Here is a 15123-nt window from a genome sequence, read left to right on the forward strand (position 1 = left end):
GGACACAGAAGCCCGGCAGTGCGACACGGCGGGAGGGTCAACTCGCCGTTTCGGGTCATATTCAGGGTCATCCCGGGGGTCGGATCCGCAATCGGAATCCAGCCCGGCGGGGTTCAGGGGGCTGCCGGCATGCCATGCCGGGGCAGGCCGCCGCATGGCTTCACGCTGATCGAGCTGATGATCACCGTGGCGGTCATCGCCATTCTGGCCGCCGTTGCCATTCCCAACTACAGCCGTTACGTGGTGCGCTCCAATCGCGCGGCGATCGAGTCGTTCATGCTCGAGGTCTCGGGCGCGCAGGAGCGTTTCCTGGTCGACAACCGCGCCTATGCCGCCAGCCTCGGTGCGCTCGGCATGTCGGTGCCCGCGGGGCTGGATACCCGCTACGACGTCGCCGTGACCCCCAATGCGGCGCCGCCGCCCGGCTACCGCATCGTCGCGGCGCCCAAGGGCAGCCAGCTCAGCGACACCGATTGCGGCACGCTGACGCTGACCAGCGCGGGCGCCAAATCCGCGTCCGGCGCCGGCACCGGCTGCTGGAACTGACCATGCGGCCCACTCCTTCCCGCGCCAATGCCCGGCGCCGGCCCGCCTGCCGCGGCTTTACGCTGATCGAGCTGCTGTGCGCCCTGTCGGTGCTGGCGATCCTGGCGGTCGCGGCGGCGCCTTCCTTTGCCGCGCTGATCGCCGGCCAGCGCGTGCGCAGCGCCTCGCTCGACCTGGCCTCGGCGCTGGTGCTGGCGCGCAGCGAGGCGGTCAAGCGCAATGCCACGGTCGCGCTGGCACCGGCCGGCGCCGCCTGGACCGCCGGCTGGACCGTGAGCGCCGGCGCCGAGACGGTACGCTCGTTCGGTCCCTATGGCGGCCTGACCATCACGCCCAGCGCGGCCGGCGGCCTGGCGCTGGGCAACGACGGCCGGCTGACCGGCGCGGCGATGACCTTCGAGCTTGCGCCCAGCGGCGAGACCGCGGCCACGGCGCGCGTGTGCGTGCAGGTCAGCGAGACCGGCCGCATCGCCTCCACCACCGGAGCCTGCACATGACGCGCATCCTTTCGCGCACGCCTTCGCCGCGGCGGCGCCCGCGTGCGCGCCGCGCGCAGGCCGGCTTCCTGCTGATCGAAGTGCTGGTGGCGGTGGTGATCCTGCTGGTCGCGCTGCTGGGCACCGCCGGACTGGTGGCGCGCTCGGGGCAGACCGAGATGGAGTCCTACCAGCGCGTGCAGGCGCTGGCGCTGCTGCAGGACATGGCGGCGCGCCTGAATGCCAACCGCCAGGTGGCGGCGTGCTATGCCAACGGCGCCGCCGGCATGCAGCTGGGCAGCGCGGCCGCGCCGCCGGCCGCGTGCACGCAGGGCAGCGCCGCGCAGAACGCCACCGCCAACGCCGACCTGCAGGCGTGGAACGCGGCCCTGCTCGGCAGCGCCGAGATGCGCCCGGGCGCCAGCGCCGGCAATCCCGCACAGGCCGTCGGCGCGATGATCGGCGCGCGCGGCTGCATCGACACCGTCGACGCCATCAACCAGGTCTACCGCATCACCGTGGCATGGCAGGGGCTGGCCACTACCGGCGCGCCGGCGCTGGCGTGCGGCAAGGACCAGTACGGCAACGACGCCTATCGCCGCGCGGTCAGCACGCAGATCCGCATCGGCACCCTCGGGACCGTGTCATGACCGCGCTGCGTTCGCCCGTGCCTGCATCCCGGCGCCGCGCCACGCGCCTGCGCCAGCGCGGCATCTCGCTGGTCGAGCTGATGATCGGCATCACCATCGGCCTGGTGCTGCTGACCGCGCTGGCCAGCCTGTATTACGCCAACAGCCTGTCTCGCACCGAGTTCGCCAAGTCGGCCGAACAGGTCGAGAACGGGCGTTACGCGCTCGAGCAGATCCGGCGCGAAGTGGAGCTGGCGGGGTTCTTCGGCGTGGGCAATATCGCGCGCGGCAACAAGGCCGCTGAGCCGGCGCTGTGCGCGACCGACCCGGCCGCGCTGGGCTTCTCGCCCGCCGCCGAAACCGTGCCGGTGGCGCTGGCCGGCTATGCGCCCGGCGTCGCCGCCCCATGCCTGCCGGACCTGGCGCCGGGCTCCGAGGTGCTGGTGGTGCGGCGCGTGTCGACCACGCCGGTGGCGGCGCCGGCGCCGGGATCGGCCTACCTGCAGGTCTCGGCGTGCGCGCAGGACGCGCAGGGCTTTGTTTTCGATGCCAGCGGCGCGGCGGCCTTCGGGCTGCGCACCAAGGCTTGCGATGCGGCGCAGCCGGCCGAACTGCGCCGGGCCATGGTGCGCATCTTCTACCTGGCCGGCTGCGACCGCTGCAGCAACGGCGGCGACGGCATTCCCACGCTGAAGATGGCCGAGCTGGTCAACGGCGCGTTCCAGTCGCGCTCGGTGGCGCAGGGCGTGCAGGACCTGCATGTGCAATACGGGGTGGACCAGGACAGCAACGGCTCCGCCGACTGCTATGTGACCGACCCGCGCGCCGACAACAGCGCGGTGTGCACCGCCGTGCCGGGCTATGACTGGGGCGTGCCGATCAACAACCTGGCCAATGTCACCACCGTGCGCGTGCACCTGCTGGCGCGCACGCTCAAGCCCAGCGGCGGCCATACCGACAAGCGCACCTATGAACTCGGCCGCGCGGCGGCCGCGGGGCCGTTCAACGACGGCTACAAGCGCCACGTCTACGCCCAGGTGGCGCGGCTGGTCAACGTGGCCGGGTTGCGCGAGCAATGACGCCGCACCGGCACCACACTGCGAAGAGAACCATGATGAAGTCAGGCGACGGCGCGCTGTGCCGCAGGCAATCCGGGGTCACGCTGGTGGTGACGCTGGTGTTCATGGTGATGTTCCTGCTGATCGCGGTGGCGATGGTCAACTCGGGGCTGATCAACGTCAAGGTGGCGGCCAACCAGCAGCACAGCGCCGAGGCGCGCGACGTCGCGCAGCAGGCGATCGAGCAGGTGATCAGCGACGACTTCACCAAGTCGCCGGTGGCGGTGGACGTGCCGGTCGACGTGACCGGCGACGGCACCGCGGACTACGTGGCGCAGGTGGCCGCGCCGACCTGCGTGACCAGCAAGCCGGTGGCCAAGGTGATCGACCCGGAGAAGCACCCGGAGGATGCCGAATGCACGCTGGGCAGCAGCACCGGCAACGGCAACCTGGTCGAGGGCCCCGGCGGTGCCAGCGTGGTCAGTTCGCTTTGCAACGATACGCAGTGGGACGTCGCCGCCACCGTCAACGACGCCAACAACACCGGCACGGTCGCGACGGTGCACCAGGGCGTGGCGGTGCGCACGCTGTATGGCTCCACCTGCCCCTGATGCCACGGGCAAGACCCAGATCCTGAAAGGAAGAACCAGCATGCCCATGCCCGCCCGCCGGCTTCGCGCCTACGCTGCCTGTGCCACGGCCCTGCTCGGGCTGGCCGCCGCACCCGCGGCGACGGCCGAAGACATCGACCTGTTCACCGGCCTGCAGAGCAACGCGGGGGCGCGCCCGAACGTGCTGCTGATCCTGGACAACGCGTCGGCGTGGAACGCCAATGCGCTGGTCGAGTGCGAAACGCCGGGCGTGGTGGCGCCGAACAACGCGAACAGCAACGTCGGCGCCGAGCAGTGCGCGCTGTACAAGGCGGTGTCGGATTTGATCAGCGACCCCAATACCACCGGCAAGATCAACCTCGGCGTGATGATGTTCGGGAGCAGCAATAACACCGGCGCCCAGTTCCGCTTCCCGAGCGTCACGCCGCCGACCGCACCGTCCGGGCTGGTGCTGCTGGACCAGGCGGGGGGCGAGCAGATGCTGGCGTTCATCAAGAGCATCGACCGCAGCAAGGACAGCTCCAACAACTCGCAGGTGGGTGGCGCCATGCAGGAAGCGTGGGCGTTCTTCTCCGGCAAGACCGGGCTGTCCGGCACCACCTACAAGTCGCCGATCAGCAATCCGTGCCAGAAGAACTTCATCATCTACATCGCCAACGCGCTCAACAACGGCAAGCCGCAGGACACCGGGCAGGACGCCTACAACAAGCTCAGGGAGGCGGGCGCCAGCGCCGCGCAGCTGACGCCGATCCCGCTGTCCAGGGGCAACAACATCGACAACTGGGGCGATGAATGGGCGCGCTTCCTCAACGGCATCGACCTGAACGCCGCCAACAACGCGGGCTCGGCCACCGCGACGCGCCAGAACATCATCACCTACACCATCGGCGTCACTGACGGCAGCAAGCAGAGCCTGGACTACCTGGAGTTCGTCAACAGCATGGCGACCAAGGGCGGCGGCGGCAACTTCACGGTGCGGGCCGGCGACGACGACGCGCTGGCCAAGGCGCTGAAGGACATCTTCAACGAGATGCAGGCGGTCAACAACGTGTTCGCCTCGGTCAGCCTGCCGGTCAGCGTGAACGGGCAGGGCTCGTACCTGAACCAGGTCTATATCGGCATGTTCCGCCCGGACGGCAAGGCACGGCCGCGCTGGGTCGGCAACCTCAAGCAATACAAGCTGGGTTACGACACCAATGGCAACCTGGTGTTGCTCGACGCCGGCGTGCCGGGCGGCACCGAGCAGACCTCGAAGAACGCGATCAGCAATGCCAGCACCGGCTTTATCTCGCCCAATGCGCGCAGCTACTGGACCGAGGATCCGCCAAAGCAGGTAGGCAGTTCCAGCATCGTCACGGACTGGCCCGCCGACGGCTTCTGGAAGAATGCCTCGGCGCAGCTGCGCAACGCCAAGGACGCGCCCGACGGCGAGGTCGTCGAGAAGGGCGGCGCCGGCGAAATGCTGCGTGCCGACTACCTGACCAGCCAGAGCGCGCGCCGGCTGCTGACCTGCGCCAATGCCAAGTGCAGCAAGAGCACGGCGCTGACCGGCTTCAATACCGCCAACAAGGCGCTGACCGAGGGCGCCGGGCCGTCGCTGTTGAAATCCACCGCGGCGGACGTGGCCAACATGATCGAATGGGTGCGCGGCAAGGACGTCTTTGCCGCGTTGACCGGCACCGACCCGAAGAAGGAGGCCGAGCCCGGCCCCGGCGGCAACGTCACGGTGCGCGGCTCGATCCACGGCGACGTGCTGCACTCGCGCCCGGTGGTGGTCGATTACGGCGGCAGCACCGGCGTGGTGGTGTTCTACGGCGCCAATGACGGCGTGTTCCATGCCGTCAACGGCAACCGCACCGGCGCGATTTCCACCAGCGCCGGCACGGTGCGCGCCGGCGGCGAACTGTGGGGCTTCGTCGCGCCCGAGTTCTACGGCAAGCTGGCGCGGCTCTACCACAACTCGCCCGAGGTGCGGCTGACCGGCAGCCCGCAGGACACCGCCGAAGTCCAGTTCGCGCCGCGCGACTATTTCTTCGACGGCACCACCACGGTCTACCAGAACCTGAGCAACCCGGCCGCGCCGGAAGTGACGATCTACCTGACCGCGCGGCGCGGCGGCCGGCTGATCTATGCGCTGGACGTCAGCGATCCGGCGCAGCCGAAGTACCTGTGGAGCAAGACCAGCGCCGACATCCCGGAGCTGGGCCAGACCTGGTCGCAGCCGCGCGTGATGCGCGTGCGCGGCTACCCCAGGCCCGTGCTGATCATGGGCGCGGGCTACGACCCCGACGGCGAAGACTCGGACCCGGCGCTGGGCGGCAATGCCGGCGCCACCAACCGGCAGGGCCGCGGCGTGATCGTGCTCGACGCCGCGAGCGGCGACGTGGTCTGGGCCGCGCTGGCCAGTTGCGCCGGCATTGCCACGGGCACCTGCGTCACCATCGACAGCCGCGCGATCCCGTCCGACGTTGCCGTGGTCGACCGCAACGGCGACGGCTATGCCGACAAGGCCTACGTCGGCGACGTCGGCGGCAATCTCTGGCGCATCGACTTCGGCGCGCTGGCGACCGACGTGCCGTCTACATGGACCGTCGGCAAGCTCGCGCAACTGGGCGGCGCGGTGAACACCAACGACGCGCGCAAGTTCCTCTACCCGCCCGATGTGGTTGCCACCGGCAAGTACGACGCGGTGATGATCGCCTCGGGCGACCGCGAGAAGCCGCTGTATTCGCTGAGCCAGACCCCGGGCGCGGCGCAGAACGTGCGCAACCGCTTCTTCATGGTCAAGGACCCCAACGTCGACGGCAGGCTGCCTTCGACGTGGACCGCGGTCCAGGCGGCCGATCTCGTCGATGCGACCAGCGTGGCCTATCGCGATACGGCGACGGCGAGCGGCTTCTACCTGTCGCTGGAATTCGGCGAGAAGGCGGTCAATGCGCCGCTGACGGTGGCGGGCTATACCTACTTCGGCACCAACACGCCTTCGAAGATGCTGCCCGGCGCCTGCTACCCCGACCTGGGCGTGGCGCGCGGCTACGCGGTGTCGTTCCTGACCGGGCTGGGCATGAACAACGGGCCGCGCTATGTCACCTTCGACAACGGCGGCCTGCCGCCGTCGCCGGTGTTCGGCATGGTGTCGGTCACGCAGACCGATGGCTCGACCCGGCTGGTGCCGGTGCTGATCGGCGGCGGCAAGGCGGGCGGCGCCGGCGGCGACGACAAGTCTTCGCTGGGCGGCCAGGAAGTGAAGCCCGCCAGCGCCGGCAAGCGCAAGCGCACCTACTGGTACACGCAGAGCGACAAGACTTAAGCCTGGATTTGCGCGCCGCTAGCGCGGCGCCGCCGCCATCGCGGCGTCTTCCTGCCACCACCCGCCCCCCAGCGCCTGCAGCAGCGCCGCCGAATCCGCGAGCCGGTCGGCGCGCGCCTGCGCCAGTTCCAGCGCGGCCTGGCGCGACTGCCGCTCGGCATCGAGCAGCGCCAGCTGGCTGACGCCGCCAAGGCGGTACTGCTCCGACACCACCGCCAAGGTATCGCGCGCCTGCCGCGCGCTGTCGGCGCGTTCGCGCAGCGCGGCGGCGTCGGCTTCGAGCGCGCGCAGCGCATCGGCGACGTTCTGCAGCCCCTGCAGCACGGCTTGCCGATAGGCTGCCAGCGACTGCTCATAAGCCGCTTGCGCCGCGCGCTTGCGCGCCCGCAGCTCGCCGCCGCGGAACACCGGCTGCGCCAGACCAGCGGCCAGGCTCCAGACGTTGACGCTGCTGAACAGGTCGCGCGCCGCGGTGGCCTGCGTGCCGGCGCTGGCGCTCAGCGTGACCTGCGGATAGAGGTTGGCGGTGGCCACGCCGATATTGGCCGAGGCCTGGTGCAGCAGCGCCTCGGCCGCGCGGATATCGGGGCGGCGCCGCGCCAGCGTGGCGGGCAGGCTGAGCGGCAGCGTATCGGGCAGGTGCAGGGCGTCGAGTTGGAATTCCGGCAACGCGGCCGACGCCGGGGTCTGTCCCGTGTAGACCGCGAGCTGGTGCCGGGTGGCATCGAGCTGGCGCTGCAGCGCCGGCACCAGCGCGCGGGTTTGCGCCAGCTCGGCGCGCCGGCGCTGCACCTCGACGCGCGCGACCCCGCCCGCGCGCAGCCGGGCCTCGGTGATGCCGAGCTGGCGCTGCTGCGCCGCCACCACCGCGGCGGTATCGGCCAGCTGCGCGCGCAGGCCGGCTTCGCGGATGGCGGCGGTGGCGACGTTGGCGGCCAGCGCCAGGCGCGCGGCTTCCAGTTCGTAGCGCTGGTAGTCCACCACGGCCTGCAGGCCTTCCAGCTCGCGCCGCTGGCCGCCAAACAGGTCGAGCGCGTACGACACCTGCACGGTCGCGCCGTAAAGCGTGAACGGGCCGGGGCTGGGGATCGCGGTGATGCCCATCGACTGGAAATCGACCTGCTGGCGCGCGGTGTCCAGCCTTGCGTCGATCGCCGGCCAGCGCGTCGCGCCGGTGCGGGCGGCCAGGTTCTCCTGGGCCTCGAGCAGCCGTGCGCGCGCCTGCGCCAGCGTCGGGCTGGCCGCCAGCGCGGCGCGGATGGTGGCGTCCAGCGCCGGGCTGCGGAACAGCGTCCACCACTGCGCCGGGACGTCGGCGCCGGCAGCCAGCGCCTGCGCGTGAGCCTGGCCCGACGCGTCGGCACCGTCGGCCGCCACCGTCGCCACCGGCTGCGGCCCCGGCACGTAGCCGGCGTCGTCCACCGGCGCAGGCGCGCGAAAATCGGGGCCGACCGCGCAGCCGCACAGCAGCGCGGCGGCGAACAGGGACGTGAGTCGTTGCATGGCCAGCTCCTTCAATCGAGCGTGCGCCGGTAGAAGCGCACCGCGATCGCCATCACCACCACGATAAACAGCGCCATCGGCCACACATTGGGCCATAGCTCGTACCAGCCGTTGCCCTTGAGCAGGATGCCGCGCACCATGCGGTGGAAGTAGGTCATCGGCAGGATGTTGCCGATCGCCTGCGCCCAGCCCGGCATGCCGGCAAACGGGAACATGAAGCCGGACAGCAGGATGTTGGGCAGGAAGTAGAAGAAGGTCAGCTGCATCGCCTGCAGCTGGTTATGCGCCAGCGACGACAGCGTGATGCCGACGGTCAGGTTGGCCGCGATAAACAGCAGCGCCGCCAGGTACACCGCCAGCACCGAGCCGACAAAAGGCACGCTGAAGATCCAGCGCGCGGCCAGCAGCACGATGGTCGACTGGATCAGGCCGATGAAGATGTACGGCACGATCTTGCCGGTCATCACCTCGATCGGCCGCACCGGCGTCGCCAGCAGGTTCTCCATGGTGCCGCGCTCGCGCTCGCGCGTCATCGCCAGCCCGGTCATCATCACCATGGTCATCGACAGGATCACGCCCATCAGCCCGGGAATGATGTTGTACTGCGTGATGCCTTCGGGGTTGTAGAGCCGCTGCACCTGCACCTCGAACGGCGCCTTGCCGCCAGCCAGCGGCGCCAGCGCGCCCTTCAGGTCGTGCGCGGCGACGCGGTAGGGCAGCTGCGCCAGCGCGGCGATGGCCTGGCCGGTGGCGCCGGGGTCGGTGGCGTCGGCCTCGACCAGCAGCGCGGGGCGCTCGCCGCGCAGCAGCCGGCGCGTGAAGTCGGGCGGGATGGTCAGCACGAACTGCACCTCGCCCTTCATCAGCGCCTCGCGCCCGGCCTGCTCGTCCGGCAGCGTGCCGACCACGCGGAAGTAGGTCGACTGCTCCATGGCGGCGATGAACGAGCGCGTGAATTCGCTCTGGTCGGCGGCGATCACCGCGGTGGGCAGCTGGCGCGGGTCGGTGTTGATGGCAAAGCCGAACAGCAGCAGCTGCATGATCGGCAGGCCGACGATCATGCCGAAGGTGACGCGGTCGCGCCGCAGCTGCAGGAATTCCTTCAGCACGATGCTCCACCAGCGCTGCAGCGAGAAGCGTGGCGATGTTGACGAAGCGGCCGGCGTCATGACGCCTCCCTGGCCTTGCGCGCCGCCATGTTGTCTTCGGCCCCGCTCATCATGTGGATGAACACGTCTTCCAGGCTGGTCTGGGTCGGTTCGATGCGCCGGCCCGGGCCGGCCAGCCGCGCCAGGGTGTCGGCCAGCGCCTGCGCATCGCGTCCGGTCACGTGCAGCGCGGTGCCGAAGGCCACGGTCTGCTCCACGCCCGGCGCGCCCTGCAGCTGCGCCGACAGCGCCGCGAGGTCGTCGCCCGCCACGCTCCAGGTCGACAGCCGCTGGCTTGCCACCACTTCATCGGCGGTGCCCTGCGCCAGCAGCGTGCCGTAGGCGATATAGGCAAGCTTGTGGCAGCGCTCGGCCTCGTCCATGTAGTGCGTGCTGACCAGCACCGAGATGCCGCGCGCGGCCAGCTGGTGCAGCTGCTCCCAGAAGTCGCGCCGGGCCTTGGGGTCGACGCCGGCGGTGGGTTCGTCGAGCAGCAGCAGTTCGGGCTGGTGCAGCAGGCAGGCCGCCAGCGCCAGGCGCTGCTTCCAGCCGCCCGACAGCGCCCCGGCCAGCTGCGCCGAGCGCGACTGCAGGCCCAGGTCTTCGAGCGCGCGCTCGACCGCCTCGCGCCGGTTGGGCATGCCGTACACGCGCGCGACAAAGTCCAGGTTCTCGCGGATCGACAGGTCTTCCCAGTACGAGAACTTCTGCGTCATATAGCCGACGCGGCGCTTGATCTCGTCGGACTGGGTCAGGATGTCGTAGCCCAGGCAGGTGCCGGTGCCGGAGTCAGGCGTCAGCAGCCCGCACATCATGCGGATCGAGGTGGTCTTGCCGCTGCCGTTGGGACCGAGGAAGCCGAAGATCTCGCCGCGCGCCACCTGCATGCTGAGGTCGTTGACCACGTGCTTGTCGCCGAAGTGCTTGTTCAGCCCGCGCACGTCGATGGCGAGGCCGTTACCGTTGGCGGTCGGGTTCATTGCCGCACCACTTCCACTGGCTGGCCGGGCCGCAGCTTGGGCGCATCGGCGGCCGACGGGCGCGCTTCGACCAGGAACACCAGCTTGCGCCGGGTCTCGTTGCTGTAGATCACCGGCGGCGTGTATTCGGCCTCGTTGGCGACATAGCTGATGGTGGCGGCCACCGGCGCGGCACAGCCGTCGCAGCGCACCTGCACCGCCTGGCCGTTGCGCAGCGCGCCGACCACGGTTTCCGGAACATAGAAGCGCACCTTGACGTTGCCCGGCGGCAGCATGCGCACCACCGGGCTGCCGGCCGGCACCCATTCGCCCAGCCGGTAGGGCATGTCGTAGACCAGCCCGGCCTGCGTGGCGGCAACCGTCTTGCGCGACAGCTTCCATTGCGCCTGCGCCAGCGCCGCGCGTGCGGCGGCCACTTGCGCGGCCTGGGCGGCCTGCTGCGCCTCGCGTCCCGGCAGCCGCGCCACGTCGATATCGCGCTGCAGCTCGCGCACGCGCGCGGCGTCGCTGCTGGCCTGCGCGCGCGATTCGTCCAGCTGCGCCTGGGCGATGCCGCCGATCTCGTACTGGCGCTGGTCGCGCCGCAGCGCCGCCGCGCTGCGCTGCGCCTGGGCCTGCGCCTGCGCCAGCTGGGCGCGGCTGACTTCGACTTCGACCGGGCGCTTGCCGGTCTTCAGGTCCTGCAGCGTGGCTTCGGCGGCGCGCAGCTGGTCTTCGGCCTGCTGGCGCGCGGCGCGCTCGTCGTCGGCTTCGAGCGCGAACAGCGCGGCGCCCTGGCCGACCTGCTGGCCGCGCTGCACCGACAGCGCATCGAGGCGCCCGGCGAAGGGCGACGCCACGCTGACGAATTCGCCTTCGACGTAGCCTTGCCAGCTATCGGTGCGCGGGTTGCCGCAAGCGGCGACCAGCAGGGCGGCCAGCAGCGCCGTGCACGGCAACGAGGGGCGGGTGGAAGCAGCGTGGTTCATGCGGACTCCGGGGAATGCCTGGCCGTGCGGCCCTTCCTTGCGGCGGCGCCCGCGCGCGTCGTCGGGCCCGCGGCAGCCGGTGCAGCCGCCAGCCCATGCGTCAGCAGCGCCGTGACATGGCGCACCAGCGCGTCGGTATCGACCGCGTCGGCGCCGGGCAGCCGGCGCCAGATATGCGTGGTGGCCAGCGGCAGCAGCGTCAGCCCGATCAGCGACGGCACCACCAGCGCCGGCTCCAGTCCGGGATTGAGCTGCCCGCGCGCAATGGCCGCCGCCAGCGGCGCCGTCAGCGCGCCGGCGCGTTCCAGCGCAAAGCGCCTGAGCACGCGCTCGCGCAGCGCGCCGTCGTCGCTGGCCACTTCGCGGATCCACAGGCCCGGAAACCACGGCGCTTCGGCCACGGCGCGGATCAGCCGGGTGGCGATGCCGACCAGCATCGCCAGCGGCTCGTCGCCGGGCTGGCTGCCGGCAAAGAAGCGCGCCACCAGCGGCTGCACTTTCTCTTCGATCACCGCATCGAGCAGCTGGTCGCGGTCGCCGAAGTAGTAATGCACCAGTGCCGGGGTCACGCCGGCCAGCGCGGCGATCGCCTTGACCGGGGTGCCGGCGATGCCCTGCCGCGAGAACAGCTCGGTGGCCGCGTCGAGAATGCGCTCGCGCTGGCCCGGCTGGCCCGCCGCCGGTCGGCCCGGGCTGCGCCGGGGCGGTTTGGAGGGCGCGGGTTTGCGGGGCATGGGTCGGTCAGCGGAGGGCGTGTGTTGGTCTTATATTAATTTTTGCGTTAATTAATTCAAGGGCGGTTACAACTCGGCCGGGCGCGAGGGTGGCGGGGTCGGGAGGATGTATCGGGGGGATTTTCTTGACCGGGCTAGCAAGCAGCGTTGCCGCGGCAAATACCGCAAGCCGGTCCCCTCTCCCGCTTGCGGGAGAGGGTTAGGGTGAGGGGCGGGCGCGTCGCAGCCTGATGCCGCTTGTCGCGAGGCAAGCGCCTGGCCCTCACCCCCGGCCCCTCTCCCGCGGGCGGGAGAGGGGAGCAAACCGGCAGCAATCACGGTTACAACTCGGCCGGGCGCGAGGGTGCCGGGGTCGGGAGGATGTATCGGGGGGATTTTCTTGACAGGGCTAGCAAGCAGCGTTGCCGCGGCAAATACCGCAAGCCGGTCCCCTCTCCCGCTTGCGGGAGAGGGTTAGGGTGAGGGGCGGGCGCGTCGCAGCCTGATGCCGCTTGTCGCAAGGCAAGCGCCTGGCCCTCACCCCCGGCCCCTCTCCCGCGAGCGGGAGAGGGGAGCAAACCGGCAGCAGTCGAGCCTGCTACCAGCGCCTTTTACTGCCGCGCATTCCGCTTGTTATCCGGCCACGCCGTATTGAAGTTGGTGCGGAACGGATTGATATCCAGCCCGCCACGCCGCGTGTAGCGCGCATACACCGCCAGCTTGACCGGCTTGCACTGGCGCATCACGTCCATGAAGATGCGCTCGACGCATTGCTCGTGGAACTCGTTGTGGTTGCGGAACGAGATCAGGTACTTGAGCAGGCCTTCCTGGTTGATCGGCGCACCCACGTAGCGGATCTGCACGCTGCCCCAGTCGGGCTGGCCGGTGACCAGGCAGTTGGACTTGAGCAGGTGCGACACCAGCGTTTCTTCCACCGGCGTTTCTTGCTGGTCGGCGCTGAGCAGTTCCGGCGCGGGCTCGTAGCGGTCCACCTCGATGTCGAGGCGGTCCAGCAGCAGGCCGTCGAGCTCGCCCATCTTCTGCGTGCCCAGTTCGGCCTCGGTCACCAGCCGCACCTGCACAGTGCCGCCGGTGGCTTCGGACAGGTCGTGGTGCAGCAGCTGCTGCAGCGCTTCCGGCGAAGCGATCCGGGTCTGGTTGAACGAGTTCAGGTAGAGCTTGAACGACTTGGACTCGATGATGCTGGGCGTGTCCGACGGGATGATGAAGGTCGCCAGCGCGACCTGCGGCTTGCCCTTCAGGTTCAGCCACGACAGTTCGTACGCGTTCCAGATGTCGACGCCGAAGAACGGCACCGGCTTGCCCTCGGGCAGGCCGATCTCGGTGCGCTTGGGCTGGCGCGGGATCGGGAACAGCAGGGTGGCGTCGTACTCGGTCTTGTAGGCCGAGGGCTTGCCCAGCGGCGAGTGTTCGGGAAGGCTCATGGGGCGCTCGGCGGAAATCGGCACAGCAATCAGGACAGGAACAGCTTGTACACCGGATTGTCGGTCTCGTCCCAGTGTACGTAACCCAGCGTCGAAAGGAAGGCGCGGAAGGCGCGCTTCTCGTTCTTCGGCACCTGGATGCCGACCAGGATGTTGGACGTGTCCGCGCCCTGGTTGCGGTAGTGGAACAGGCTGATGTTCCAGTTCGGGGCCATGCTCGACAGGAACTTCATCAGCGCGCCCGGGCGCTCGGGGAATTCGAAGCGGTACAGCAGCTCGTCATGCGCCAGCGCCGAGCGCCCGCCCACCATGTAGCGGATATGCTGCTTGGCGAGTTCGTCGTTGGACAGGTCCAGCGTGTCGAAGCCATGCTTGCGGAAGCTGGCGGCGATCTTGTCGTTCTCGGCGCGGCTGGCGATCTGCACGCCGACGAAGATATGCGCCATGCTGGTGTCGGCGATGCGGTAGTTGAACTCGGTCACGCTGCGCGTGCCGACCAGCTCGCAGAAGCGCTTGAAGCTGCCGCGCTCTTCCGGGATGGTCACGGCGAACACCGCTTCGCGCGCCTCGCCCACCTCGGCGCGTTCGGCGACGAAGCGCAGCCGGTCGAAGTTCATGTTGGCGCCGCAGGCGATCGCCACCAGATGCTGGCCCTTGAGCTTCTCGCGCTCGGCGTACGCCTTCAGCCCCGCCACCGCCAGCGCGCCGGCCGGCTCGAGGATGCTGCGGGTGTCCTGGAACACGTCCTTCACGCCCGCGCAGATCGCGTCGGTATCGACCAGAATGATGTCGTCGACCAGCTCGCGCGTGATGCGGAAGGTCTCCTTGCCGACCAGCCTGACCGCGGTGCCGTCCGAGAACAGGCCCACTTCCTTCAGTTCGATGCGCTTGCCGGCATCGACCGAGCGCTTCATCGCGTCCGAGTCCACGGTCTGCACGCCGATCACCTTGATCTCCGGGCGCACCGCCTTGATGTAGGCGGCGATGCCCGAGATCAGCCCGCCGCCGCCGATGGCGACGAACACGGCGTGGATCGGGCCCGGGTGCTGGCGCAGGATTTCCATGGCGATGGTGCCCTGGCCGGCGATCACCTCGGGGTCGTCGAACGGGTGGATGAAGGTCAGCTTGTGCTTTTTCTCCAGCACCGCGGCGTGGTTGTACGCGTCGCTGTAGGACTCGCCGTGCAGCACGATCTCGACCCACTGGCCGCCGCGCTCGCGCACGGCGTCGATCTTCACCTGCGGCGTGGTCACCGGCATGGCGATGATGGCCTTCGATTGCAGCCGCGCCGCCGCCAGCGCCACGCCCTGCGCGTGGTTGCCGGCCGATGCGGCGATCACGCCGCGCCTGAGTTCTTCCGGCGACAGCGAGGCCATCTTGTTGTACGCGCCGCGCAGCTTGAAGGAGAAGACCGGCTGGGTATCCTCGCGCTTGAACCAGACCGAATTGCCGGTGCGGGCCGACAACCGGTGCGCGTAGGTCAGTTCGGTCTCCTGCGCCACGTCATAGACCTTGGCGGTCAGGATCTTCTTCAGGTAATCGGGTCGGGCGGCGGACTGGCGGGTCATGGTCTCGGGGCTGGCCGGCGCGCGCGCGGCGGCGCGCAAAAAAGCCGGGAAATTCTGGCGGAAACCGTCAATGATAAAGGATGCCGGCCTGGCGCACCCCGGCCGGGAGGCCCGGCCGCCGCCTGGCGACGACCGCGGCGATGTCGAAATCTCGCTGGGGGAGTGGCT

Annotated in this window: 13 protein-coding genes; 6 read left to right on the plus strand and 7 right to left on the minus strand. The window is 69.9% G+C overall.

Translation table 11 applies throughout. From position 1 onward, the window contains the following. Positions 1-129: 129 nt before the first annotated feature. From CBM2594_RS03170 to CBM2594_RS03195, 6 genes are read left to right on the plus strand one after another with little or no spacing between them, the layout of a single operon-like run. On the plus strand, positions 130-546 hold the full coding sequence (locus CBM2594_RS03170; RefSeq protein ID WP_232346551.1) for a type IV pilin protein: 417 nt from the start codon (positions 130-132) through the stop codon (positions 544-546). 2 nt (positions 547-548) lie between these two features. Continuing rightward, positions 549-1043, plus strand: a complete 495-nt coding sequence (locus tag CBM2594_RS03175) for a GspH/FimT family pseudopilin (protein ID WP_116355566.1) — start codon at positions 549-551, stop codon at positions 1041-1043. After that, the gene (gene pilV, locus CBM2594_RS03180; RefSeq protein ID WP_116355567.1) at positions 1040-1672 is read left to right on the plus strand and encodes a type IV pilus modification protein PilV; all 633 of its coding nucleotides are present in this window, start codon (positions 1040-1042) and stop codon (positions 1670-1672) included. Before CBM2594_RS03175 ends, pilV begins: the two co-directional genes overlap by 4 nt. Then, a complete protein-coding gene (locus tag CBM2594_RS03185; RefSeq protein ID WP_116355568.1) occupies positions 1669-2730 on the plus strand; it encodes a PilW family protein in 1062 nt (353 codons plus the stop codon). Before pilV ends, CBM2594_RS03185 begins: the two co-directional genes overlap by 4 nt. Before the next feature lie 32 nt (positions 2731-2762). Continuing rightward, entirely contained in the window at positions 2763-3320 is a 558-nt protein-coding gene (locus tag CBM2594_RS03190; RefSeq protein ID WP_116355569.1) for a pilus assembly PilX family protein, read from the plus strand. Between the two features lie 40 nt (positions 3321-3360). Beyond that, a complete protein-coding gene (locus tag CBM2594_RS03195; RefSeq protein WP_116355570.1) occupies positions 3361-6630 on the plus strand; it encodes a pilus assembly protein in 3270 nt (1089 codons plus the stop codon). A gap of 18 nt (positions 6631-6648) precedes the next feature. On the opposite strand, the gene CBM2594_RS03200 is transcribed toward CBM2594_RS03195, so the two are convergent. The 7 genes from CBM2594_RS03200 to ilvA all read right to left on the minus strand — a co-directional run bounded on the left by CBM2594_RS03200 (position 6649) and on the right by ilvA (position 14955). Then, complete coding sequence (locus tag CBM2594_RS03200; protein WP_116357670.1) at positions 6649-8133, minus strand: efflux transporter outer membrane subunit; 1485 nt, start codon at positions 8131-8133, stop codon at positions 6649-6651. Positions 8134-8144: 11 nt separating this feature from the next. Then, on the minus strand, positions 8145-9302 hold the full coding sequence (locus tag CBM2594_RS03205; protein ID WP_116355571.1) for an ABC transporter permease: 1158 nt from the start codon (positions 9300-9302) through the stop codon (positions 8145-8147). Continuing rightward, a complete protein-coding gene (locus tag CBM2594_RS03210) occupies positions 9299-10261 on the minus strand; it encodes an ABC transporter ATP-binding protein (RefSeq protein ID WP_116355572.1) in 963 nt (320 codons plus the stop codon). Before CBM2594_RS03210 ends, CBM2594_RS03205 begins: the two co-directional genes overlap by 4 nt. Beyond that, complete coding sequence (locus tag CBM2594_RS03215) at positions 10258-11229, minus strand: HlyD family secretion protein (RefSeq protein ID WP_116355573.1); 972 nt, start codon at positions 11227-11229, stop codon at positions 10258-10260. Before CBM2594_RS03215 ends, CBM2594_RS03210 begins: the two co-directional genes overlap by 4 nt. Then, positions 11226-11963, minus strand: a complete 738-nt coding sequence (locus tag CBM2594_RS03220) for a TetR/AcrR family transcriptional regulator (RefSeq protein ID WP_116355574.1) — start codon at positions 11961-11963, stop codon at positions 11226-11228. The genes CBM2594_RS03215 and CBM2594_RS03220 overlap by 4 nt, the downstream gene beginning before the upstream one ends. Before the next feature lie 590 nt (positions 11964-12553). Further along, complete coding sequence (gene queF, locus CBM2594_RS03225) at positions 12554-13387, minus strand: NADPH-dependent 7-cyano-7-deazaguanine reductase QueF (RefSeq protein ID WP_116355575.1); 834 nt, start codon at positions 13385-13387, stop codon at positions 12554-12556. A gap of 29 nt (positions 13388-13416) precedes the next feature. After that, a complete protein-coding gene (ilvA, locus tag CBM2594_RS03230) occupies positions 13417-14955 on the minus strand; it encodes a threonine ammonia-lyase, biosynthetic (RefSeq protein WP_116357671.1) in 1539 nt (512 codons plus the stop codon). Positions 14956-15123: the final 168 nt, after the last annotated feature.

Source organism: Cupriavidus taiwanensis (assembly GCF_900249755.1).
GTDB classification, from domain to species: domain Bacteria; phylum Pseudomonadota; class Gammaproteobacteria; order Burkholderiales; family Burkholderiaceae; genus Cupriavidus; species Cupriavidus taiwanensis_D.

What these genes read in the sequence shown, in the direction of transcription:
- CBM2594_RS03170 (WP_232346551.1), top strand. Translation starts at nt 130, where the DNA reads ATGCCATGCCGGGGCAGGCCGCCGCATGGCTTCACGCTGATCGAGCTG.
- CBM2594_RS03175 (WP_116355566.1), top strand. Translation starts at nt 549, where the DNA reads ATGCGGCCCACTCCTTCCCGCGCCAATGCCCGGCGCCGGCCCGCCTGC.
- pilV (WP_116355567.1), top strand. Translation starts at nt 1,040, where the DNA reads ATGACGCGCATCCTTTCGCGCACGCCTTCGCCGCGGCGGCGCCCGCGT.
- CBM2594_RS03185 (WP_116355568.1), top strand. Translation starts at nt 1,669, where the DNA reads ATGACCGCGCTGCGTTCGCCCGTGCCTGCATCCCGGCGCCGCGCCACG.
- CBM2594_RS03190 (WP_116355569.1), top strand. Translation starts at nt 2,763, where the DNA reads ATGATGAAGTCAGGCGACGGCGCGCTGTGCCGCAGGCAATCCGGGGTC.
- CBM2594_RS03195 (WP_116355570.1), top strand. Translation starts at nt 3,361, where the DNA reads ATGCCCATGCCCGCCCGCCGGCTTCGCGCCTACGCTGCCTGTGCCACG.
- CBM2594_RS03200 (WP_116357670.1), bottom strand. Translation starts at nt 8,133, where the DNA reads ATGCAACGACTCACGTCCCTGTTCGCCGCCGCGCTGCTGTGCGGCTGC.
- CBM2594_RS03205 (WP_116355571.1), bottom strand. Translation starts at nt 9,302, where the DNA reads ATGACGCCGGCCGCTTCGTCAACATCGCCACGCTTCTCGCTGCAGCGC.
- CBM2594_RS03210 (WP_116355572.1), bottom strand. Translation starts at nt 10,261, where the DNA reads ATGAACCCGACCGCCAACGGTAACGGCCTCGCCATCGACGTGCGCGGG.
- CBM2594_RS03215 (WP_116355573.1), bottom strand. Translation starts at nt 11,229, where the DNA reads ATGAACCACGCTGCTTCCACCCGCCCCTCGTTGCCGTGCACGGCGCTG.
- CBM2594_RS03220 (WP_116355574.1), bottom strand. Translation starts at nt 11,963, where the DNA reads ATGCCCCGCAAACCCGCGCCCTCCAAACCGCCCCGGCGCAGCCCGGGC.
- queF (WP_116355575.1), bottom strand. Translation starts at nt 13,387, where the DNA reads ATGAGCCTTCCCGAACACTCGCCGCTGGGCAAGCCCTCGGCCTACAAG.
- ilvA (WP_116357671.1), bottom strand. Translation starts at nt 14,955, where the DNA reads ATGACCCGCCAGTCCGCCGCCCGACCCGATTACCTGAAGAAGATCCTG.